The sequence below is a fragment of the Flavobacterium sp. JP2137 genome, from assembly GCF_050562195.1.
Lineage (GTDB): Bacteria > Bacteroidota > Bacteroidia > Flavobacteriales > Flavobacteriaceae > Flavobacterium.
The window spans coordinates 1,903,187-1,919,565 of the sequence record NZ_CP191647.1; the positions used below are offsets into that span (position 1 = coordinate 1,903,187).

At 37.2% G+C, this 16,379-nt stretch carries 19 protein-coding genes and 2 tRNA genes; 13 read left to right on the forward strand and 8 right to left on the reverse strand.

Annotated elements, in window-relative coordinates:
• Nucleotides 1–22: 22 nt before the first annotated feature.
• The 4 genes from ACQZ43_RS08255 to ACQZ43_RS08270 form a co-directional block, all read right to left on the reverse strand.
• Nucleotides 23–304, reverse strand: a complete 282-nt coding sequence (locus ACQZ43_RS08255) for a helix-turn-helix domain-containing protein (RefSeq protein WP_430611564.1) — start codon at nt 302–304, stop codon at nt 23–25.
• 2 nt (nt 305–306) lie between these two features.
• A complete protein-coding gene (locus ACQZ43_RS08260; RefSeq protein ID WP_430611566.1) occupies nt 307–1,707 on the reverse strand; it encodes a hypothetical protein in 1,401 nt (466 codons plus the stop codon).
• Nucleotides 1,708–1,732: 25 nt separating this feature from the next.
• Nucleotides 1,733–1,894 carry a hypothetical protein gene (locus ACQZ43_RS08265; RefSeq protein WP_430611567.1) on the reverse strand — a complete coding sequence of 54 codons (162 nt, stop codon included), beginning with the start codon at nt 1,892–1,894 and terminating at the stop codon, nt 1,733–1,735.
• A gap of 91 nt (nt 1,895–1,985) precedes the next feature.
• The gene (locus tag ACQZ43_RS08270) at nt 1,986–2,468 is read right to left on the reverse strand and encodes a helix-turn-helix domain-containing protein (RefSeq protein ID WP_430611569.1); all 483 of its coding nucleotides are present in this window, start codon (nt 2,466–2,468) and stop codon (nt 1,986–1,988) included.
• Nucleotides 2,469–2,983: 515 nt separating this feature from the next.
• On the opposite strand from ACQZ43_RS08270, the gene ACQZ43_RS08275 reads away from it, so the two are divergent.
• Both ACQZ43_RS08275 and ACQZ43_RS08280 read left to right on the forward strand, forming a co-directional pair.
• Nucleotides 2,984–3,778: a helix-turn-helix domain-containing protein gene (locus ACQZ43_RS08275; protein ID WP_430611571.1), complete on the forward strand. Its 795-nt coding sequence runs from the start codon at nt 2,984–2,986 to the stop codon at nt 3,776–3,778.
• A gap of 30 nt (nt 3,779–3,808) precedes the next feature.
• Nucleotides 3,809–4,099, forward strand: a complete 291-nt coding sequence (locus tag ACQZ43_RS08280) for a hypothetical protein (protein WP_430611573.1) — start codon at nt 3,809–3,811, stop codon at nt 4,097–4,099.
• 30 nt (nt 4,100–4,129) lie between these two features.
• On the opposite strand, the gene ACQZ43_RS08285 is transcribed toward ACQZ43_RS08280, so the two are convergent.
• Together ACQZ43_RS08285 and ACQZ43_RS08290 are read right to left on the reverse strand one after the other, a co-directional pair.
• Nucleotides 4,130–4,531 carry a hypothetical protein gene (locus ACQZ43_RS08285; protein ID WP_430611575.1) on the reverse strand — a complete coding sequence of 134 codons (402 nt, stop codon included), beginning with the start codon at nt 4,529–4,531 and terminating at the stop codon, nt 4,130–4,132.
• 3 nt (nt 4,532–4,534) lie between these two features.
• Nucleotides 4,535–5,836, reverse strand: coding sequence for a tyrosine-type recombinase/integrase (locus ACQZ43_RS08290; RefSeq protein WP_430611577.1), 1,302 nt, complete (start codon nt 5,834–5,836; stop codon nt 4,535–4,537).
• Nucleotides 5,837–6,205: 369 nt separating this feature from the next.
• Here ACQZ43_RS08290 and ACQZ43_RS08295 point away from each other — a divergent pair, with 369 nt between their 5' ends.
• The gene (locus ACQZ43_RS08295; protein WP_430611579.1) at nt 6,206–6,559 is read left to right on the forward strand and encodes an ISAon1 family transposase N-terminal region protein; all 354 of its coding nucleotides are present in this window, start codon (nt 6,206–6,208) and stop codon (nt 6,557–6,559) included.
• A 185-nt stretch (nt 6,560–6,744) separates the two neighbouring features.
• Entirely contained in the window at nt 6,745–7,083 is a 339-nt protein-coding gene (locus ACQZ43_RS08300; protein WP_430611581.1) for a transposase, read from the forward strand.
• A gap of 244 nt (nt 7,084–7,327) precedes the next feature.
• On the opposite strand, the gene ACQZ43_RS08305 is transcribed toward ACQZ43_RS08300, so the two are convergent.
• A complete protein-coding gene (locus tag ACQZ43_RS08305) occupies nt 7,328–8,056 on the reverse strand; it encodes an IclR family transcriptional regulator (protein ID WP_430611583.1) in 729 nt (242 codons plus the stop codon).
• Nucleotides 8,057–8,112: 56 nt separating this feature from the next.
• Here ACQZ43_RS08305 and ACQZ43_RS08310 point away from each other — a divergent pair, with 56 nt between their 5' ends.
• The gene (locus ACQZ43_RS08310) at nt 8,113–8,838 is read left to right on the forward strand and encodes a 3-ketoacyl-ACP reductase (RefSeq protein WP_430611585.1); all 726 of its coding nucleotides are present in this window, start codon (nt 8,113–8,115) and stop codon (nt 8,836–8,838) included.
• A 787-nt stretch (nt 8,839–9,625) separates the two neighbouring features.
• Nucleotides 9,626–10,108, forward strand: a complete 483-nt coding sequence (locus ACQZ43_RS08315) for a hypothetical protein (RefSeq protein ID WP_430611587.1) — start codon at nt 9,626–9,628, stop codon at nt 10,106–10,108.
• A 69-nt stretch (nt 10,109–10,177) separates the two neighbouring features.
• Here ACQZ43_RS08315 and ACQZ43_RS08320 read toward each other — a convergent pair whose 3' ends face one another.
• Nucleotides 10,178–11,008 (reverse strand): helix-turn-helix transcriptional regulator, encoded by an 831-nt coding sequence (locus ACQZ43_RS08320; RefSeq protein ID WP_430611589.1) that lies wholly within the window; start codon nt 11,006–11,008, stop codon nt 10,178–10,180.
• 142 nt (nt 11,009–11,150) lie between these two features.
• Here ACQZ43_RS08320 and ACQZ43_RS08325 point away from each other — a divergent pair, with 142 nt between their 5' ends.
• The 7 genes from ACQZ43_RS08325 to ACQZ43_RS08355 all read left to right on the forward strand — a co-directional run bounded on the left by ACQZ43_RS08325 (nt 11,151) and on the right by ACQZ43_RS08355 (nt 16,344).
• The gene (locus ACQZ43_RS08325; RefSeq protein WP_430611591.1) at nt 11,151–11,699 is read left to right on the forward strand and encodes a GNAT family N-acetyltransferase; all 549 of its coding nucleotides are present in this window, start codon (nt 11,151–11,153) and stop codon (nt 11,697–11,699) included.
• A 277-nt stretch (nt 11,700–11,976) separates the two neighbouring features.
• Nucleotides 11,977–12,060 (forward strand) — tRNA-Ser (locus ACQZ43_RS08330).
• A gap of 7 nt (nt 12,061–12,067) precedes the next feature.
• Nucleotides 12,068–12,145 (forward strand) — tRNA-Pro (locus ACQZ43_RS08335).
• 294 nt (nt 12,146–12,439) lie between these two features.
• Nucleotides 12,440–13,675, forward strand: a complete 1,236-nt coding sequence (locus tag ACQZ43_RS08340; protein ID WP_430611593.1) for a site-specific integrase — start codon at nt 12,440–12,442, stop codon at nt 13,673–13,675.
• Nucleotides 13,676–13,884: 209 nt separating this feature from the next.
• On the forward strand, nt 13,885–14,160 hold the full coding sequence (locus tag ACQZ43_RS08345; protein ID WP_430615636.1) for a helix-turn-helix domain-containing protein: 276 nt from the start codon (nt 13,885–13,887) through the stop codon (nt 14,158–14,160).
• A gap of 674 nt (nt 14,161–14,834) precedes the next feature.
• Nucleotides 14,835–15,227: a single-stranded DNA-binding protein gene (locus ACQZ43_RS08350; RefSeq protein ID WP_430611595.1), complete on the forward strand. Its 393-nt coding sequence runs from the start codon at nt 14,835–14,837 to the stop codon at nt 15,225–15,227.
• A gap of 43 nt (nt 15,228–15,270) precedes the next feature.
• A complete protein-coding gene (locus ACQZ43_RS08355) occupies nt 15,271–16,344 on the forward strand; it encodes a DUF932 domain-containing protein (protein WP_430611597.1) in 1,074 nt (357 codons plus the stop codon).
• The last annotated feature ends 35 nt before the right edge of the window (nt 16,345–16,379 follow it).

A 16,379-nucleotide genomic window follows, 5' to 3' on the forward strand; every position in this document is an offset into this window, starting at 1 on the left:
ATTGTGTTCCGTATAGCAAAATTTAAATTCCTTCGGCATAATCTTTTAGTTGTTTACGGGTTACTCGCCATTGCGAACCCACTTTGTTTGCTTTTAGTAAGCCTGACTTAATGTGAGAAACTAATGTTTGTTTACCTATTTTGGTCAATTCAGAAACTTGCTTAAGTGTTAAAACTTCTTCCGATAATTCTTCGTCTCTTGTTTTAGGCGCAAAGAATTGGTCCATTTTATTTTCCTTTTGAATGTGAAGCGCTATTTTTCGTAATTGTTCATCCGTAAATTCAATTTGTAAAATACAAACCATAATTATTGCTTTAGAAATTCAACTATATGTTCTTTTGAAATAGCACCGTGATTATTGATACAGAAGTTACAGAAGCTTTCTAATAAAAGTTTAGATTCTTCTTGTGTTTCATTCAATACCGGCTCTTCGGAAGCTACTGCCGTTAATTCAATAGGTTCAACCTTTTCGTTAATTGGAGTAGGAGGGTTTGCTATTTGATACTTTGTATTATTTAAAAGATCTTGGAATTCTTCCTCTCGGCAAAGTATATCCTCAATTGGAAAGATTATTTTGACAGTATCAAGATTCAATACTAAATCATCGTCAAATCCTAAGTTTTGCAGAGACTTTATCCTTTGGTCTTTTAAAATATTATCTTTTTCAATTTGAAGTTCTTTTGTTTGTCTATCGATGACGGCCTGACTTGCATCTAGCTTTACTTTTCTAGCTTTGTTTTCAGCATCTATCTTGTCTTGAGCTAATTTGTTTTTAGCAGCGATTTTAGCTTGTTGCTCCTTTTGTTTTTCAAGATCAAGTCTTTGTTTCTCTTGTTCTTTCAACACCACCTCTCTTGCTTCAAAATCTTTAACAAGTAAGGCTCTTTTTTCAGCAAATTCAGGTTGGAATTCTTCACAGTGTATTGCTACTGCTAAAAAGTTTTCTTTTGTGTCAGCTATTTGAGCAAATGTCATTTTAGAAAAAGCGATTGTCCAAGTGGTGTAAAATTCAGTAATCGAATCTTTTATTTTTTGGATTCTGTTTTGTTCCATCCGCTCTTTAGCTAGTTTGAGTTTTTCCAATCGAATTTCTTCTTGTTCTTTTAAAGTGTCTTTTCGAGTTGAAAGTGTGAATTTTAGAGCTTCTAATTCGCTAAGTAGGGTTGTGCCAAATTCTTCAAATGTTTCGTAAGAAACTTCGATATCATCCAATATCGCTTTTACTTCAAAAGTTAAACTAGACTCGTAGGTCAAATTTTTGATTTGCTCCGTATTGAAAGAAACAATCGAGCGGATGTTACCTAAGTGTTTGTCTTTACGTTCCTGTTCTTTTCTAAGTTTCTCCTTACGTTCTAATTCCTTGATATCTTCCCAGCGCTTAACCTCTGTTTGCTGCTTCTCTTCGTGAGGTTGGGTAATTGCAATTAGCTTCTCGTAAGTTTGTTCTATAGGAGTGGTGATTCTCTCTTTTACTTTGTCAATTACAATCTTTTTTTCTTTAGATAAAGACGTTCTTGCAGTAACTAGGTTTGTGCGGGTTTTCTTTGCTTCGGTAAAAGTTTCGTTGTCTTTGATTTCAACAAAGGGATTGTCTTTTACTATCTGTAGTTGAAGTTCCTTTTTGCCTTGTATCTCTTTGATGGATTCAACTCTGAAAGAATCTAAGTTGAAAACCTCTGGTTTTTGTATTTCTTGTGTATCTGACATTTTTAAAGGGTTTTTATAAGAGTTTTTAATTTAGTACTGCTTTGCGGTGTCTCTCCGCATAAAGTTCTTCATACACTAAATTTGTGGTATGAAAAAAGCCGTTAAACGCTAGTCTTTCGGCTTCTGTTAATTCTGGGTACCTTTTTCCATTGACGGTCCAGTGCCCTCCGATAAGTTGTGGATTCATAACTATTCTTTTTGATTAGTTGAAAAAAATAATCCTATCAGGAACAATATTGCTACGATTGCGCCTAAAGGATAGATAACGTATTCTAACATTAAATAATGGGTTTTTTGTTGTCGTTTTGAAGTTCTTTTTTTAAAGACAAAACATCTTCTTTATTGAAAAGCTGCTCTTTAGGATTATTTTTAGTGCTAAACTTGGTTAATTTCTCAGAGTAGTACTTTTTAAATATATCAACAGAACAGTCAATAATGGTAGATGCTTCTGAAATAGTTAAGTAGTTCATACTGTCTTCAATTGTGGTCTCTCCTTTAAGGATATATAATAGACTTACGTCGTATAGGTCACACAGTCTAATAATTGAATCAATTTGAGCATTACTTCTTCCTGATTTTATTTCTGATAAAGAGTTAGGATTGATGCTTAATTCTTGAGTCAATTTAGATTTGTTTTTGACTCTCTTAGTTTTGACAAGATGCTCTACCGTTTCGATAAAGCGATTATTTATTGATTGCTTTAGGGTCATTTGAGCAATTTCGCGGCTCGACACCTTATGGTTTGTACGTATTAAGGTCATAAATATGTTTTTTAATAAATAATTAACACTTTAATTCAGTATGTTTTTTCTGTATTAATTTATATATCAGTACATTTGCTACAGTAATCGAGGTGTATTTAATTAAGCTTGAAACTATATTTTAAGTACACCTCGTTATGTAAAACTTTAAAGGGTTTTATGATTAAAGAAAGTAGTTATCTAAGGGATGTCTTTTGGCGATATTTTTACGAATAGGCGAAGTTAAAGACGTTGTGTAGAGCAGTGCTTGTACAACTTTGATAATCTTAGGCTACTAACTTTTTTTAGTATTTTGGTTTACGGGTATTTTCGCCCCTTGTGGCGATTTTATCAATATGTCAAAGAACGTAGTATTCTAGAAAGTTGAGAGATTCTAAATACTGAGTTTATTTTACAGACAAACAATGTTTTTCAAAAGAGATATTTGTTTGTCTGTTTCTGTGTTACAAATATATACTAAAAATTAGTATAAAAAAATAATTATACTAATTTTTAGTACAATTGTATATATTTATATGAAAGATGTTGTAAATCAAAGGTTTGTGTGGACTGTGGGGTTTCTTCTTGAAACAAATAAGGTCAAGTCTAAAGCCGAGTTAGCTCGTGAATTAGATATAAAACCTGCTGCATTGTCTGATATTATTGGAAATAGGATTAATGTAGGTATTGATATTGTATTACGTCTTTGTGAATTGTATTCTATTAATGTAGAGTGGCAGTTAACAGGGCGTGGAGAAATGTATGGTACCAAAATAGAGAGTAAACCAGTCGATGATGCAAAAGCCGTTCTTATAACCGATGATACTATTGACGACAACGAAATTGAAGTAATAACTAACAGTAACGGTAATAAGTTCTTTCTTTTACCGAATGGACGTATTAAAATGGAAGTTGCAAAAGTTCCTTTTCCTGCTTATGCTAGTTATTTAGAAGTTTACCAGGATGAGCAAAAACTACTCGAGGAATTCGAGAAAATAACTTTTACGGTTGATCATGTTGGCCGTGGTAATTATTTAGGATTTAGAACCGCAGGAGATAGTATGAATGGCGGAGGTATAGATGATACTCCAGATAAAGCAGATGTTCTCGCTCGTGAAGTTGGAAGGCATTTGTGGGATGGTGGATTTCGTAAAACTAAGTACGGAATGATCTTGGTTACCAGTACTGGTATTTATCACAAAGATATTTCTGGGTATTGTACAGAAACGGGAACTTTAGAATTGACTTCTAGAAATACGTTGCACAAGCCTATTAAATATCCTATTAATGATGTTCGTCAGATTTTTAATGTGATTAAAAGAATGTTTTAAAATTTCAATAAATAATTAATTTTAATTTAAATGGAAGATATTGTAACTCGTTTAACTTCATTGAGTAAAAGAACTCGGTTTGTGGCGTTTTTTATTTTAATAGTTTTAATGTGGGGTGAACTTATTTTTATGTTTACTAAATATAAAACTGTAGGGACTTTGTTATATGATGAATATGGAGAAACTGCATTGGTATGCTATTATTTTATAGGAATTTGTGTAATTTTTATTTTGTTTTATATTGCATCTAGAATAGATTACGCTGTTGATAAAATTAAAACTAGATTAAAAGATAATGAGGAATATCGTAATATTGGATAAAAAAAATGCTCTGAGAAGTCAGAGCATTTTTTATTTTTTATTGACTAGTTCTATCAAAAGACTTTCAATATTTTCGAGTTTCTGGGTTAATCTATTTTGGGATTTGAATAAAAGTTCTAATTTCAAATTCAAATCTTCTAGATTCGCAACTTCGCCAAACATGTTTTTTTGTGATTGAGCAAGGGCAGGGGGCACCAATACCGGCAACTCTCCATAGGCAAGAAATAAATAATTGACTGAAGGATAGATTTTGATTATCCTTTTAATCATTTGTTCATTTATCTTATTTCTTCCGTTAATCACATAGTAGATACTCATGCTGTTTTTATAACCCAAATCAACAGATAGATTATTGGCTGTTATTTCCAATGCCTGTAAAAGCAGTTGCATTCTTTCGGGGTGACTTGTTATAATGCTTTTCTCTTCTTTCATATCTTAATTTTTATTTTGTTCGTCCCAATATCTTTTCACAATCATAGCTGATTCTATATTGGTCTGCTTGTTATAATCAAGCATTTGTTTCTCAGATTTCCATCCAGCTACGGCCATAATCACACTATTAGGAACTTGAGTAAATAGGTTGGTAGCAAAACTTCTTCTGCAAATATGCGAAGTTACCAATTCATATTTTTTAAAAACACCTACTTTTTTTCGCTTAACTTCTTTTTTCGTTATCGGGTCAATAAATATTGTTGTTTTCCCTCCTAGCATTTCAGCATTAATTTCACATTCTTTACATATCAATTTTATTTCTCTATTAAAATGCTGCTCTAGTACTTTTGGAGGTAAGCTACCGTTTCGTTTTTGAAGAGTATATAAAACTTGTGAATGAATAGGGATTGCAACTTTATGACCTGTTTTAGTTGTTTGTATTTCGATAATATCATGGCCAATATTAGAGATATCTAATTTTGTTAGAAAATCAGAAATTCTTAACCCTGTCCAAAGCCCAATAATAAAATTATCGCGAATAGCGTCAACTACCGGATCCTTGATTTCTAATTGAAATATTTTAGTAATTTCTGATACATTTAAATAAGGTTCTTTGAATTCAATCTCACGTTCCTTAACAAAAACCCTTTCTTTATAATTCTTGTTTACATTCAAATTTGCTTCTTCTGCTCTCGCACAAAAAAATTTTAAACGAGATATCATTCTTTTCGTGGTACTTTCTGAATATCCTTTAATTTCTGACAAGTAAGCGCTAAAGTCGTCCATCAAAGCAGCTGTAACGCTATCAAGTGCTATTTTATTCTTTCCTTGATAATCTTTTAGGATATTGTTCAAAATAGTATAATGAGCGATTGTTTTATCATCCATATACTTATTTGCTTTCACTTTGAAGTGAGGAGCGGAAACTTTTAGCCAATTTTCAGAAAAGTCAGTTAAGTAGAATTCTGTCTCGTTAATTTTGAACGATACTTCGTTTTGAGGTCGATTAAAAAAAGATTGTATCGTTTTGTCAATCCAATTCTTATTTATTACTCCTCCATTTATGTATTCAGAATTAAATTCGTCGATGATATTCATTTTCAACTTTGTCAATGTTAGGTTGATTTCATCTCTATTTTTTACCTCTAATACATTACGAATCCGTTGGTTCTTTGCATCCCAAAACTTTGGGTTAACAACCAACTGCGTAATAGTTGTAATATTGATACTACGGGTATTCACGAACCTCAAATAAATCTTTGATGGGTTAGTTGTTCCTTTGACTAAAAAATTTACTGTAGCCATAATTTTACGTTTGTTTTTTTTCCTACCTTTGCCCTACAAATATAAGTAAAGACTATAACAAAACAATATTAATATATATCAAAACGTATTATTAGATATATTTTTATAGTTAAAAAGCATTAATTGATATATAGGTTTGGATCCTGGTTGGATCACAAAAAGCCTCAGTTTACGCTGAGGCTTTTTTGTTTTTTAAAAATCCCATTCGAAATAACGGAAAGTTTTAGAAACCTATATTTTAGCAATATCAACAGACTTTTTAAATCAACTGCCTTCAACAGGCGTAACTCACAACCGAAATCTGGATCATTCTCAAAAGTTGTGTGTGAATTAAAAAAAACTTCCGGTTTTTGCAAAAAAAGAGATACTGTGGACAACTATGTAGAGTTGCTTAAATTGATATTACCCGAATTCTTAGTAGCGCATTTTGATTTGGTAAAAACCACCAAGCAAGCAGAAATTATGCATCTTTATTTTGAAGTGCGCAATGTTGTTCCCATAGAGCATCAGGACCTTATCTTGGTTGCTCACGGTTTCCGCAACGAAACCACCATAAAATACTTTCCTTTGCGGGGAAACAGTGTTTATCTTCACGTGAAACGCCGAAGATGGCTTGAAAAGGAATCGCGCAAATTAGTGCAAAGAGACTGGGAATTAGTAGCTAAGGGAACTCGTATGACAGCTGAGTTCGCTTCTTTTTTAAAAGAAATTAATCGGTACTAAGACCAGTGACTGTCATACTATTGGTGGTTTCTTTGGTGTGGATGGCAAAAAATTACAGCGACAATACAAAGAATCCTTAAGTGACTTTCGTAATTGGAACGCTAAGAATCATGCCAAAGAATGGCTCTTATATCCCGAAAATATAGGCCCTCATCTCTCTTTAGACGAAACAGCACTGTCTAAGGGTGAATTATATAATCATAACCAATAAAAGAGCTAAAGGAAAAAAGGGAAGCTTAGTAGCCATATTTTCAGGGACTAAGGTTGAACCTATCGTAGAGAAACTACTTACAATCAGCTCAAAAATCAGAAGAAAAGTACGGGAAGTAACCTTAGATATGGCTAGTTCTATGAAAAACATTGTAAGCAGGAGTTTTTCTAACGCCATGCAAGTAACTGATTGTTTTCATGTACAAGAATTAGCCGTAGAAGCCTTACAAGACATTCGTATTCAGGAAAGCTGGAAAGCGTTGGATAACGAGAATCAAGCTATTAAAGAAGCCCGGAAAGCAAATATAGCGTAGGTTGCTCAAGAGTTTGAGAACGGAGACGCTCCAAAACAACTCCTAATGAGAAGTAGATACTTGCTAGGCATGAATAGCGGTAAATGGACTGAAAATAAAAAAACGAGATTACCAACAAAGATCTGGCGATTTCACCACATTTCAAAGCGAATCAGCGCATCCGCGAATGGACGAATCTGCTTTTTTAAGAGCTGCGTAATTTTCGATTCCCGCAGCCTTTCGTCTTGATTCGCTATTTCGCGGTTTATAGGTACGATTGAATCAGCTTGACAGCCTTCATCATTTCGGCGGTCTGAAAACGGTATGCCGGTCCGGATACACCGATGGCAGCAATGAGTCGCTTCTGGTCAAATACCGGTACGGCAATACAGTTCAATTCTTTTTCCAGCCGTTCAAAATCACTCGCATAACCTTGACTGATAACGGTGTCTAGTCGTCGATTCAATTGTTTCGCTTCTTCAGTGCTTAAGGAACGCAAAACGTGCTGCCTCAGATGCTCGGAATAGGCCAAGAATACATTGCCAATGGCAGAATTCATTACCGTAAATTCCTTGCCCAATTCCAGACTAATACGCACGTTGCGTTCGGGTTCGCATTTTAACTCATGACGGATATGTGCGCCCATTTGTAGGGTTAAATAGGTGGTTTCTCCCGTTAATTCCATGATTTTTTGCAATAGCGGGCGGAAGCGTTGCTTGAGCAAATACGGCGATACCTGCGGGGGGATCAATAATTGGACTTTGTCACTCAGGGAATACCGCGGACTTAGCTCATCTTGTTCTAAATAGCCTAACTCCAACAGGGATTTTAAAAAGTGATGCGCAGTCGACTTGCCAATCTGCAAATGCTCCGCGACATCTTTCAGCCGTACCTGATTTCCATTTTGGGCAATGTACTGCATAATCTCGAGCGTTCTCTTTACCGATTCAATCATAAGTTCATTAGTGTTGTACAAATATACCTTATTGCACATAAAACTTGTTATTTGTTTTTAATGGAGTGAGATTTGTAAAAAAAATAAAGTATACGATGAGAACACTAAAAGGAAAAACAGCGATAATTACAGGAGCGGGAAAAGGTTTAGGTAAAGCGATGGCATTGGCTCTAGCCGCGGAAGGGGTTAATCTGGGTTTAATCGGTAGAACAACCGCTGATTTGGAAAAGCTTAGCCAAGAATTAACGGCGATAAACTCCGACATAGCCGTGACGTACGCAACTGCGGACATCGGCGATCTCAGCCAGGTTAAATCGGCCGTTTTGGAAATCAGCAATTCTTTGAAAGCGATAGATATTTTAATCAATAACGCCGGTATATTAAAAGTTGGTGGTTTTTTGGAATTACCGATAGAAGAATGGGAACAAGTTTTTAGGATTAATGTACTGGGAACCTATTATATGATTCACGAGGTATTACCTCTTTTATTAGAACAAGGTCAGGGCGATATCATCAATATCGCATCGACGGCAGGATTAAAAGGAGGTGCTAGGATGAGTGCTTATGGTGCCTCAAAAGCCGCTGTAATCAATCTTACCGAATCGCTGATGCAGGAAGTTCGAAAATCCAATATCAGAGTAACGACGGTTAACCCGAGTACCATTGCAACAGAAATGACCCTCAATGCCCAATTCACAGATGGAAATGAGGAAAGAGTATTGCAGCCGGAAGACCTAGCGTTTCTTGTCGTGAACAACCTAAAGCTTCCACAAAGAGCCTTTGTGAAAGAAATCGGACTTTGGTCTACCAATCCTTCTTAAGACCGTACAGCGCGTTGACTCAGAATACGCGTTGATTGTTTTTTGCTCAAAAAGCGGATTGTCTATGGTTTTCAGAGCCTGGGTCATTGCATATAATCTAAGAATAATATTAACAACGTAGAGGCGGTCTCATAAGGGCCGCCTCTACGTTTTAATTTTAAAGGCGAGTTCCCAAAGAGGGGCGGGGATGCTTTTGACTTAGTGAATATACCCTCGTCAATGGTCGTTAAAAGCGAAACTGAAATGGTTTTGCTAAAGTATATCCGATTCCAACGAGGGCTTTTTTAGCATCAAGTATTCTTTGATGTTGAATCGCCCCTTGGCCGCGGGAAATAATGGACTTGAGGTACTTCAAAAGCCCCTTGAATTAGTTGTAAACAATAATGGGGTGCTGTTCAGGCATACAGGCGCTACTGTTGAAGTCCAGGGTAGATTACTAAATCGATCGGGTTCCGATGCTTTAAGCGCATTCTTTTCGTTGGATAAGGCGATTAAAGGGCGATTTTTTGAAATTGGGAGTAAGGATGAAATACAGCGATTAAAGCCGTTGTATGAGAACCGCATAGATATAAATTTTTGAAGTTGTTGAAAACATTCGGCAATTGCTTACCTTGTATAAACTAGCGAATAAGCAAATCGGCACAGAGGTGAATACAAAGAACTGGAGGCGCCAATGATTTTCTGCATTGTTGTTGAGAATCTCATTTTATTTGCATTTATTTTGTCTACTTTAGCACTAATTAAACCATATTATTTAATTACTATTAAGCCTTTAACAGTATATCGTATGAAATTAACTAGTATTGTCGTCCTGATTTTTATGAGCACTCTGGGTGTTTATGCACAGCAATCCCCGATGTCGAGCAAAGCGGATATGGAAAGTCGTATGGAATTGCAAGAGTATAAGGTAGATGCAAAATTAAAGGAGCTGGACCTAAAGGAGGACAACCTGGAATTGAGCAAGCAAAACGTAGCCGATATCATTAATTTTCACAAGGAAGGGGTAGAGGATTTTCACCGTACATTGAATTATTTATTGGTGCTTACCGGTATTGTCATTACGATTGTCACCGCGATAGGAGGTTACTTCTTGGAGCGCTACAACAAACGAAAATCCCTCGAGCTCAAGAAAGACATCGATGCCTTGCGCATGTCGATGCAACAGAGTGTGGAGGCGATTTCAGAAGAGGCCAACCGCGAGTTGGAACTCATACGCGCAGAAGCCAAACGCCAAATGGAGCAGTTTGAAGCGCGAATCAAGCAGTTATAACGGTCAAGCCAGAGGGTGAAAAGCCTTTGTGCAAAAGCGAATAAAAGCGCAATGGAGTACACATAAATTTTATTTCTTGCGAAACGCCATTAAAGTCATGCCGGTTTGCTGTTTAAAATACCGGCTGAGATAGGAAGTGTCTTCAAAGTGAAGTCGCGCCGCCACAACTTTAATCGGAATTTCTGTAGTACGGAGCAGCGCCTTGATTTCCAAGATAACCTGACGGTTGATCAGCTCCTTAGGCGTGTAATTCAAGAAGCGTTTTGAAATTTGAGAAAGATAAAAAGGACTGATACACAATTGTTCGGCGTAGAAAGCCACTTGGCGGTGCTCGATGCAATGCCGACTGATTAAGTCCCAAAACTTCCAACACAGCATTTCTGTGCGACTGTATTTTTGCTGCGATAAGGTAGTTCTATGCGGACAGCTCTCGGCGATTTTTAAAAAGAAATTTTGCAAGTGATTTTTAAGCAATAGCGCTCGGTGTTCTTTACCCGTGGCATATACGTATTCCAACTGAGTCAGCCACAGTTGTAACAGCGGTAAATCCCGGTCTCTCGGTCGGCACAAGGGAAAGTGATGCAAGTAGGAAAACAGTGAATTCGGCAGCTGATAAGCGATGTCCGAAGCAAAATCCCGGTGTATAAAACAGTAAAATAATTTAAAATCGTCCGAAAGGCGTGTGAATACAGTGATAAAATCTTCCGATAAAATCAGTATATCGTGCGTTTTAATGCGGTGGTTTTTAAAGTTGATTTGCAGGTCGGCTTCGCCGGCCTGAACTATAAATATCACGGTATAGGCGAGTTTTATCGGGTATCCGAGCTGTTCCACCATAGCGCCGCTTCCCAAGGTTACTTTCTGGGAGTCATTAAAGATATCCGGAGCAATTTTAATCATATTTGATGCCGTTTGTACCGTAAATATAGGTTAATTTAGCTTCTACAGTGGTTAATGTTGCTAAAAGTACCCCAATTGCGAAAGTTTGAACAACACTTTATCAGAGTTGCGAAACTATATTTGCCGTATAAAAAAGAAAAGGATGATTTTACAGACAGAAAGAATGGTATTGCGCCCTTGGCGCGATACAGACGCGGAGAGTTTATTCGAATTTGCGCAAGACGAAAGGGTGGGACCTATAGCAGGTTGGCCGCCGCATCAAAGTGTGGAGGAAAGCGCTGAAGTGATAAAAACCGTCTTCGCGCAGCCTGGGGTTTTTGCAGTTACTTTAAAAGGTCAAGACAAAGCAATCGGACTCGTGGGACTCTTGCTTGGAACAGCTAGCAATTTCGATATCGGAAGGGACGAAGCAGAGGTTTCGTATTGGATTGGCGTGCCTTTTTGGGGCAGGGGATTGATACCCGAAGCGGTACGCGAGATTCTGCGTTATGGTTTTGACGATTTAAAACTGCAAGCGATTTGGAGCGGTTATTTTGACAACAACACCCAGTCGAAGCACGTATTGGACAAATGTGGTTTTACTTACCAATTCACCCAAGAGAGCGTACAGACTTTTATGGAAAATGCCAAACGAACAGAGCAGCTGTGTCGCATTACAAAGGGGGAATGGCAGCAGTTACAAGCTGAATAAGCGGTTTTTGAAAGGCACTAAAAGTCTACTTTTACCGGCAATGGCTTGGTAGAAACCGGGAACCTTTAATGTATTACTAGCGATTTAATTCGATATAGAACGGATTTAAAAATGCGAAGGCGCTATAAAATACATCCGCACAGCGCTTTAATTTTTTAGAGGTAAAATAGCAGCTTAAAAAAGGCTCCGCCTTAAAATTTTCAACCGCGTATATTTGTATTTTATAAAAAGTTATCTTATGTTTGCAACCGCAAAGAGCCTAAGGTTCTCGTGCAACGGAGAGGTGCCGGAGTGGTAACGGAGCAGATTGCTAATCTGTCGACGGGTAACCGTCGCCAGGGTTCGAGTCCCTGTCTCTCCGCAACTTTCGGGGTGTAGCGTAGCCCGGTTATCGCGCCTGGTTTGGGACCAGGAGGTCGCAGGTTCGAATCCTGCCACCCCGACCACACTTACACTAAGTAAGGTCTAAAACCCTCAAATTCTATGAATTTGAGGGTTTTTTGTTTTATATCATATCAAGAAACCCCAATCAATATCAATCTAAATGTGAGTTAAACGGTGAGTCTTTTTAAGTTTTATATTTACTCACCGAATAGCTTATAAATAACTGTAAATCATTTATTTACAACATTTATTTTGATGCTATTTATGATTGTTTGACTTCTTTACTGCATTCCATCCAAAGGATGGAATGAGAGAACTGCTCCAAAGAGTATGAGTTGAACATAAAATAAATGGATATGAAGAGTAAAAACACCTTTGGGATTCAATTCGTGTTACGGTTACCCAAGAACAAGAAAGATGAGATGGCCACTGTTTATGCAAGGATTACAGTAAACGGTCGCAGAACTGAAATTTCCTTAAAAAACAAAGTATCGATTAACAATTGGGATGAAGCAAAAGGAAGAGCAAAAGGTAAGCGGCAAGAAATCGTAAAATTGAACAGTCACATGGAACAGGTGCGTTCATTGATTTTTGATTGCTATCAAGAATTGATACAGCAAAACAAACCAGTTTCGGTGGATGCCGTTAAAGCCAAGTACCTTGGTGAGGATATAGAAGAAGCGATGACCTTGTTAAAGATGATTGAGTATCATAAGCAAGTAGCTATTGGAAAACTTGCACCAGGTACCATGAAGAACTATTACACTACAGAAAACTATCTCAAAAAGTTTGTTAAACATCAATATAACAAAAGCGATATATCACTGGATGAACTCAACTATAGATTCATTTTGGATTTTGAAAACTTCCTTATTAATTATGAATCAGTTGATCATCATAAAGCTCTTAATAATAATGGAGTGATGAAACATATGGAGCGTTTGCGGAAAATCGTAAATATGGCTGTTATGATGGACTTACTGGAGAAGGATCCCTTTTCCAAATATAAACTACACTTCGACAAAGTAGAACGAGGTCATCTTACAAAAGAGGAATTAAAGGTACTAAGCAAGAAAAACTTTAAAATAGAACGATTGCAATCTGTACTTGATATGTTCCTCTTTAGTTGTCACACGGGGCTTGCTTACATTGATATATTCAACCTAACCCAAGAGAACATCGTTAAAGGAATCGACGGTCGGGACTGGCTAATGACCAACCGACAGAAAACGAACACAACGGTTAGGGTCCCCCTCTTACCAGAAGCAGTCCAATTGGTTAAGAAATATAAAGACCACCCCGTAGCGGTAGCAAAAGGCACACTTTTTCCAGTCGTTTCTAACCAACGCATGAACGGTTACTTAAAGGAAATTGCCGAGATCTGTGGAATCAATAAGAATTTTACGTTCCACCTTGCAAGACATACATTTGCGACAACCGTGACTTTGAGTAATGGAGTGCCAATAGAATCTGTAAGTAAAATGCTCGGTCATACCTCTATACGTACTACGCAGATCTATGCAAAAGTTGTAGAACACAAACTTAGCGAGGATATGCAGAATCTAAGGGAGCGAATGGCTGTAAAGGGTTAGCCCGATGCAATGGATTTATTTTATAGAAGGTTTTATAAAGAATGCGTCAGGTAAGCCATGCCTTTTCTAGCCAAATGGTGCCTTTGGATGCCAATTTATTAAAACCTTTAGTTACTTTCAGTTCATTTGTATTCATAGTGGCAGAATTGATAATAGAAGACTGTTGTGCCCTTCAGAAAATTATTTTAATAATATCAAAGGAATTGCAAATGAGAGTAGAACTTATCACCCGAGAGGATCTTGAAAGTTTTAAAAAAGAACTTTTTGAAGAAATCAAAAGACATTCACCTTATATGAGAAAATCGGCACAAGAACCAAAGGAATGGTTGAAAAGCTATGAGGTACGTAAATTATTAGGAATTTCGGCAGGTACACTTCAAAACCTCCGATTAAACGGAACATTACCCTATACTAAAATAGGTGGATTGATGTACTATCGTTACGAAGATATTCGGAAGTTGTTGGAAGGAGTTGATGGAAGTTAGATTATTAAAAAAAGATGAATTAAGCAGGATTTGACGATCCTGCTTTTTTTATGCCCATATTTTTTCATCCTCAAAGCACATTTATTTTCCATCTGCAAATTCCAAGGCTCATAAAAGAGCTTTGATTGGATACTTTAATCAAGAATCTTGAAGAAAATTCCCTCCACAACTCATTTCAATATTTTCTTCCATACCCTTTCCGTGGCTTCCACAGCCACTTATTTACACAACAGATAAGTAGGCTAACTGCAAGAGTGCAGGTTTTGTAATCACATAGACCATTTACACAAAGTCATTTTCATTACTTCCAATTCATTTTTTTATTCAAGAGCCAGTATGCTGATTTGTCCTATTTCAGGAGCAAAGGTATTTCCGTGTTCTTAACACAGCAAAAAGGTCATGCCCTCCGGGTTTGCAAAATAATCTCCACCCATTCGGGTCGTATTTTTTTGTCAAAACCTTGTTACTGCTAAACCCGAACCTTTTATGCTCGTGAAACGAAACAAAGCATACTCCGGCTCTTTAGACGAATAAAAAAAATGTCAGAAATGGAAAATATAAACATTGGAAATGGTAGAAAAGAGAAACGAAACTTCAGCACCACCTCTCATTACCGAATAAATTTTAAAAAATCAAAATCAGAACAAATTTAATAACGCAAAAAAGTAGAAATCATGAACATCACAGGAAGACTGACAAGGGATGCAGAAATACGCACAACGTCACAGGACAAACAAGTAGTAAACTTTTCAGTAGCAATAAACGACAGCTACCGTAACAAGCAGGGCGAACGCATCGAGCAAACAACCTATTTCGACTGCTCTTATTGGATAACCCCAAATGTAGCCAAGCTACTCACAAAAGGCACTTTGGTAGAACTATCGGGCAGAGTAAGCACAAGAGCGTGGGCAGGTAATGACGGAGAATTAAGAGCAGGACTGAATTTCCATACTTCGCAAATCAAACTGCACGGAAGTAGTAAGCGAGCAGAAACTTCACAAGCTCCTACACAACCCCAAAGTAACAAGGTTACAGCACAGGAAACAGAAGACGACCTCCCATTCTAACAACGAGTATTTAATCATTTTTCAAACTATAAAATTTTAAGCTATGGCACATAATATCAATTTCAACGAGAGAACAGGACGTTATTCATTCTTTAGCGTACAACAAAAAGCGTGGCACGGTTTGGGGCAAATCGTGGAGCAATACCCAACAAGCGAAGAAGCTATCAGACACGCAGGTTTAGACTATGAAGTCGTAAAATCTCCACTGTTTACCAAAGGTTCGGGCATTATTGAAACAGCTAACGGCATAGAGATAGGTAGTAATGAATTGGAAGTTCCAAACTATTTCGCCAACATACGCACCGATAACAATGCCGTATTGGGTGTGGTCGGTAAAGATTACCATATTGTACAAAACCGTGAAGCCTTTAATTTCTTTGATGCTATTGTAGGTGGTGGCGAGGGTATTCTGTACGAAACCGCAGGAGCATTAGGTAACGGAGAACGCATATTTATCACAGCCAAATTACCCGACTATATCCGTGTAGGCAATGGCGATGATGTAACAGAAAAATATATTTTCTTGACCACTTCGCACGATGGTAGCGGAAGTATCACAGCCGCATTTACACCTATCCGTATCGTGTGCCAAAATACGTTGAACGCTTCATTGCGAAGTATGACCAATGTAGTCCGCATAAAACACACTTCGGGAGCAAAAGGGCGTATAGAAAATGCTCACAAGATTATGGGACTTGCCGACACATTGAGCAACCAATTAGAGGGGATTTTCAATGAGTGGGCAAAGGTAAAGGTAACAGACCAAGAGGTCAAAAAGTTAATTCAATTGGCACTTTGCCCGAATAAAGAAACATTGGATTTACTTAAAAAAGGTGCGGAAGATGAAATTTCAACCGTGTTTAAAAACACAGTTGAAGATGCTTTTGCCTATGCAATGATAAGTGATACACAGCAAATGGACACCACAAAAGGTACTTTGTTTGGCGCATACAATGCCGTTACAGGCTACTATCAGAATGTAAGAAGTTACAAAAATGATGAAGCCAAATTGCAGAGTATCGTACTGGGTGGAACGGCTCAACTCAAATCACAAAAAGCATTCGACCTATGTACCTCTTTTGCAACGGACGGTGCGGAAATCCTAAATCTTAATTAAATAACCACAGGCTACCGCTTTAATTGGTGGTAGCC